Annotated in this window: 4 protein-coding genes and 3 pseudogenes; 6 read left to right on the top strand and 1 reads right to left on the bottom strand. The window is 49.4% G+C overall.

Features of this window, described 5'->3' with window-relative positions; genetic code table 11:
* The 3 genes and pseudogenes from GEI7105_RS39810 to GEI7105_RS0110190 form a co-directional block, all read left to right on the top strand.
* Nucleotides 1-1,013, top strand: a pseudogene (locus tag GEI7105_RS39810) (IS4 family transposase); the annotation flags it as partial.
* 29 nt (nucleotides 1,014-1,042) lie between these two features.
* Nucleotides 1,043-1,618, top strand: coding sequence for a Uma2 family endonuclease (locus GEI7105_RS0110185; protein ID WP_017660363.1), 576 nt, complete (start codon nucleotides 1,043-1,045; stop codon nucleotides 1,616-1,618).
* A 645-nt stretch (nucleotides 1,619-2,263) separates the two neighbouring features.
* Nucleotides 2,264-2,827, top strand: coding sequence for a Uma2 family endonuclease (locus GEI7105_RS0110190; protein ID WP_017660364.1), 564 nt, complete (start codon nucleotides 2,264-2,266; stop codon nucleotides 2,825-2,827).
* Nucleotides 2,828-3,028: 201 nt separating this feature from the next.
* On the opposite strand, the gene GEI7105_RS0110195 is transcribed toward GEI7105_RS0110190, so the two are convergent.
* Complete coding sequence (locus tag GEI7105_RS0110195; RefSeq protein ID WP_017660365.1) at nucleotides 3,029-3,232, bottom strand: type II toxin-antitoxin system VapC family toxin; 204 nt, start codon at nucleotides 3,230-3,232, stop codon at nucleotides 3,029-3,031.
* 82 nt (nucleotides 3,233-3,314) lie between these two features.
* On the opposite strand from GEI7105_RS0110195, the gene GEI7105_RS0110200 reads away from it, so the two are divergent.
* The 3 genes and pseudogenes from GEI7105_RS0110200 to GEI7105_RS37085 form a co-directional block, all read left to right on the top strand.
* Nucleotides 3,315-3,890 (top strand): Uma2 family endonuclease, encoded by a 576-nt coding sequence (locus GEI7105_RS0110200; RefSeq protein ID WP_017660366.1) that lies wholly within the window; start codon nucleotides 3,315-3,317, stop codon nucleotides 3,888-3,890.
* Nucleotides 3,891-4,018: 128 nt separating this feature from the next.
* Nucleotides 4,019-5,101: pseudogene (locus GEI7105_RS40755) on the top strand (IS701 family transposase); the annotation flags it as partial.
* A 129-nt stretch (nucleotides 5,102-5,230) separates the two neighbouring features.
* Nucleotides 5,231-5,420: pseudogene (locus GEI7105_RS37085) on the top strand (IS701 family transposase); the annotation flags it as partial.
* Nucleotides 5,421-5,626: the final 206 nt, after the last annotated feature.

Below are 5,626 nucleotides of genomic sequence, written 5' to 3' on the forward strand. Positions count from 1 at the left end.
CCTCAGTTGAGTGCCAAGTTGTTATGGTTTCCCCTTATCAAGAGGTGGCTGAAAGCTGAATATCGCGGCAACCACCTCAATCGGGAACAGCGACGAGCGCGTCCTCAACTCACCTTAAAGTCTCGAAAATATTTGGTGGTCGTCCTTGACCGAACTCAATGGAGAGACCGGAATTTGTTCATGGTGTCTCGTAATTTGGGGGACTCATGCTTTACCGGTCTATTGGGAGTTATTACCCCAATTAGGCAGCAGTTCCTTGAGGCAACAAGCAAAAAATATTAGCGCCGGTATTGAAGCTATTAAAACCTTATCCAGTGGTGGTAGTAGGCGACCGAGAATTTCAGAGTGCTAAACTGGCAGACTGGCTCAGGAAGCGAGGTGCGGACGCTGTATTGCGACAAGAAGAAAAGTACCTATGTGGCGGATGCCAAGACTCGATGCCAAGCCTTAAAAACACCGAGGCTTTCAACCGGGACAGTATCACTTCTTTGAAACGTTAATGTCAACAAAGAAGAACCAGTTCGCGCTCTTAATCTCGGCGTTTATTGGAAACGTCGTTATCGAGGGAAAGGAGGGAAAGAACCTTGGTTATTGCTGACCACTCTCTCAGATGCTCAATTAGTTCGCCAAATTTACAGAGCGCGTTGGGGCATTGAAATGATGTTCCGAGACTGCAAAAGTGGCGGCTACAATCTTGAGTCAACTCGAGTCAGTCCTCCGCGACTTTTTGGCGCTCATTTTTGCTCATGACTTTAGCCTATTGGTTAGCAACTCGTTCGGGTCAGCGTCTCCTTGAATCTCACGTCCAATCCTATTTAGGTCGTTCAGACCTGACCCCTCAAGGTTTTCCTCATCATAGTGTTTTTTCCCTCGGATTATCCGGTTATGCTTGGAGTCAATCCGTGTTGTTCTGGAGAGATTGGATGTTGGCGCTCATGGCGTTGAAGCCTCACAAATCTCTCCATTTTCAACGAGGGCTAGAGGCTCTATCCCTTGTGAGGCAGGGGGTCTAGCTATGTTGTCACCCTCTCAGGACTCAAAGATGCTGACCTACACCATCGACCTAACCCCTTTCATTCAACTGAGCGATCGCCAGTTCGCGCAACTGTGCGACAACCACCCCGACATCAAATTCGAGCGTAACGCCCGAGGAGAACTCATCGTCATGCCCCCCACTGGCGGCGAAACCGGCAATCGTAATATCGAACTATCCGCAGACTTTGTGGTCTGGAACCGTCGCACCAAACTAGGCTATCTCTTTGACTCGTCCACCTGCTTCAAACTCCCCAACGGCGGCAACCGATCGCCCGATCTCTCCTGGATACGTCGCGATCGCTGGGAAGCCCTCAGCCCGGGCGATCGCGAAACGTTTCCCCCCATCGCCCCCGATTTCGTCCTCGAACTCAAATCCCCCAGCGACGATATCAAAACCCTGCGGGAGAAAATGGCGGAATATCTCGATGCTGGGGTGACGCTGGGGTGGCTCATCGACCGACAGGCGCAGACCGTGGAAATTTACCGTCAGGGACGGGAAGCAGAATGGCGCGATCGCCCCGTAACCCTCGATGGCGAAACGGTCTTACCGGGCTTTGAGTTAGACCTCAACATTGTCTGGTGACGCAGAACCTGGTGAGGTAGAAAGCCGCTCGTCGCCTTGCTGCAATGTCAAGTGGGTAGGGTACCCTGCGGCGACAATAAACCTTTGTGCGCCACCAGAAAATGGAAATCGTCGTCAACACCGCCTCCACATTTCCACAATCACGTTCATTTCTTACATCATCATCACATTATCCAAATTCCACAAACCCCCAGGAATGATACATTTTTCTGGGTCGATTTTTTCTTTTAAAACCAATATTGATTAATGGGATTTGTCGGTGGTGGCGGTGCGTTGCGGCGAGGTCAACATTTTTCGGACAAATCCATCATCTATCGACGGCGCAACACACCCTACGGGGTTTTTGGAAAACGCCGCAACCCATTTCAATACATTTTTGGTAGGGCGTGTGACGCGGTAGAAAAATGGGGTGCATTGTCAGATTCATGGAATATTCGCGTCACGCACCGTCCACTCGAATTCAATTTTGGGTTAAATTCACATATTTATTGATAGGGTTTGTTGGTGGGGGCGGTGCGTTGCGGCGAGGTCAATGTTTTTCGACAAAACCCATGATTTATCGACGCCGCAACACACCCTACCTGCTACTCGCCCAGGTGCTACGATCGAGCTAACCTCAACACCGCACTCCACGATCGCCCTACCATGCTTGCCACCGATCCCCTCTACGTTTCCCCCGAAGACTACCTCGCCGCCGAAGAAATCAGCCCCATCCGCCACGAATACCGCGACGGTGAAATATCTGCCATGACTGGCGGCACGCGCAACCACCATGCCATCACCGCCAACCTACATCTAATCCTGGGCAACCACCTGCGCGATACAGGCTGTCGAGCATTTGTGGAAGGCATGAAAACCCACATCGAGGCGAAAAATGTGTTTTACTACCCTGATATTGTCGTCACCTGTGACGATCGCGATCGCCCCTCGGACGACCCCTATATCAGCCATCCGTGTTTAATTATCGAAGTTCTTTTGCCTTCTACCGAACGCTTCGATCGTACAGAAAAATTCGCCGACTATCGAGTCATTCCGAGCTTATCTGAGTATGTTTTAGTGGCAAGCGATCGCCAGCACGTTGAAGTGTTTCAGCGCCAGCACGACGGTCGATGGACACTTGGCAGCGAGCCGAACGATGACACGATCGTACTGGTGAGCGTAAACTGTGCGGCTGCGTTCAGTGAGATTTACCGTGACGTTAATGTTTGAGTGGTAGTGCCGTGACAGCCACATTTCAGAAGGTTGCAATCAATTGTTTTTCCTCAAAAGTCGGTTAAAAAAACAACGAATTCTTACCGTTTTAAGCGATCGACATTCTCGCTCAAACATCAACCCAATTCTCAAGTTTCAAACCCGAAATTCGCTCAAACTCGTGCATATTGTTCGTCGTTCCAAATCCGCCCGAATTTCTCAAAATACTCGCACATCTTCTTCACTCAGTCCAATCACTTGAAACGGACGACGAAAATTATCTAACCGACCTCGGTTAAGTTGTGAGTTTTGGCTTTTTGCAGCGCCATATTCCAACTCTGCAACCGTCACGACCGATACTCCCAAATCGTTCGGATTCATGACACGAAAGCGTTGCGAAACCGATTCCGGGCGTTGTTTCATGATGTAAATACAAATCCGGAATTGCATTGCTACGATCGAAACAACTTCAGTTCCCAGACACAGCGATCGCCCTCACTCAAAGATGCTGACTTACACCATCGACCTCACCCCCTTCGTTCAACTGAGCGATCGCCAGTTCGCGCAACTGTGCGAAAACCACCCCGACATTAAATTCGAGCGAAACGCCCGAGGAGAACTGATCGTCATGCCCCCCACTGGCGGCGAAACCGGAAATCGCAACGCATTGCTCGTCGTGAAACTCGGGATTTGGAACGATCGCACCAAACTGGGCTATATCTTCGACTCATCCACCTGCTTCAAACTTCCCAACGGTGGAAACCGATCGCCGGATCTTTCCTGGATACGTCGCGATCGCTGGGAAGCCCTCAGCCCAGGCGATCGTGAAACCTTCCCCCCCATCGCCCCCGATTTCGTCCTCGAACTTAAATCTCCCAGCGACAACCTCAAAGACTTGCGGGATAAGATGGCAGAATATCAAGACGCTGGGGTAAAGCTGGGGTGGTCGATCGACCGACAAGGGCAGACGGTAGAAATTTATCGCCAGGGACAGGAACCCGAACTGCGCGATCGCCCCGTAACCCTCGATGGCGAAACGGTCTTACCGGATTTTGAGTTAGATCTCAGTATTGTCTGGTGACGCCACAACACGCCCGCTGCATTGTTCCCATCTCCGACGCGGAAACCATAGCGGGACTTAAACGGTAAAAAAGGTAAAATAAAAGCAAAACCCTTGACTGACAAGGATTTAAGGTGGAGAGTGTCCCCATGAGAGAGACCACCCCAGCCGCTATGCCACCCTGCTTTGAGAAGTGGTGCAAGCGTTTCGACCCCGACTTCAAAACCCAAGCACAAAAAAAGGGGTTTAGACACTATTTGGGAGGATTACTCGGGGAAAGCCAGCGAAAAAACATAACTCAGATGGCAAACGACTCGGTGGGAGTGGTTTACAACCGCTTACATCATTTTATAACGGAATCCCCTTGGGAGGAGAAGCGTATTAACGAACGTCGTTTAAAGGTGGTGGACTCCTGCCATCAAACCCGAGTGGGTCGGGGATTTGCCTTGCTGCTCGATGATACAGGACATCGAAAAAGCGGCAACTTCACCGCAGGTGTGGCAAGACAGTACATCGGAGAAATCGGCAAGCTCGACAACGGAATCGTGGCGGTAACGACCCATCTCTATGATGGCAAAAAAAAATTTGCCTCTGGATGTAGAAATCTATCAGCCAGCCAGTTCCTTACCCTCAGGCAAGAAAGATCCCTACTTTCAAAAAGAAACCCGAAATCGCCTTAGAATTAATTGACCGGAGTTTAAAGAGAGGGTATCGACCGGGAATCGTCCTCATGGATGCCGGCTATGGTAACAACTACAAATTTTTTAAAGGGACTCGAATCTCGCCGACTGAAGTATCTAGGAGCCGTACGCCAAAAAATCGGAAAATCTGGCTGAATCAATCGGGAGAAAATTGGCAAAAGATTCGCCTTGATGAATATGCCAAAAGCTTACCAGAAGAGGACTTTACGTCAGTTTCTCTAAATTCAAACAAGCCCAAAACCCTGTGGGTGGCGACGGGTACGGCAGAGCTGTCACGTCTACAAGGAGAAAGAACCTTTGCTATCGCCATGAATGCAAGTTCTTATGCGGACGCGACAGAAATTGATTATTTTATCTACGAATGAAGACTCCGAAAAAGTGACTGCCGAATGGGTCGTGAACACTTACTCAGGGCGAAACTGGGTAGAAGTCTTCTATCGGGAAGCCAAAGGATGGTTGGGTTGGAGGGAATGCCAGGCGAGAGGTTTGAAGAGTTTACAGCGGCATTTAATTTTGGTATTTTGTGCCTACACTTTTAGGCTCTTCGGAGTTTAGGGTGACAGAAAAACTAACTTCACGAGATTTCAAGGGTTTTGGCTCTCGAATTTTCAATTTTTTGTATTATGGTATACATTTATAACCACAAACTCCGAAGACCCCACTTTTATCCTTTGGCATAAGTTGACGGGCGGTTTACGAAGGAAGTGGGCGAACCAACCTTTGGAAACTTTTGTAGATGCTTTAGAGGCTTTTCGGACAGCCACGTCTTTCGTTTTTGTGGCATGGCTGAACGAGAATCGAGACCTGTTTGCCGCTCACAAAGCGCGTTTTTGGCTTGGTTTGGGCTTGAAATTTGTTTAAGTACCGCTAGGGACTGAAACACTGAGTTCGGCGATCGCCCCTCCGAGCGGTGAATGTTGAAAAACCCAAAAATCCCTTCTAGGGATTGAAACTATAAGTTGTACGAACAGCAAACGCCAGCGTATTGTTAGAAAAACCCAAAAATCCCTTCTAGGGATTGAAACCGATGCGGGTGCGCCCGAAAGTCCCTGTGAC

This window comes from Baaleninema simplex PCC 7105, from assembly GCF_000332355.1.
GTDB lineage: Bacteria > Cyanobacteriota > Cyanobacteriia > Cyanobacteriales > Geitlerinemataceae > Baaleninema > Baaleninema simplex.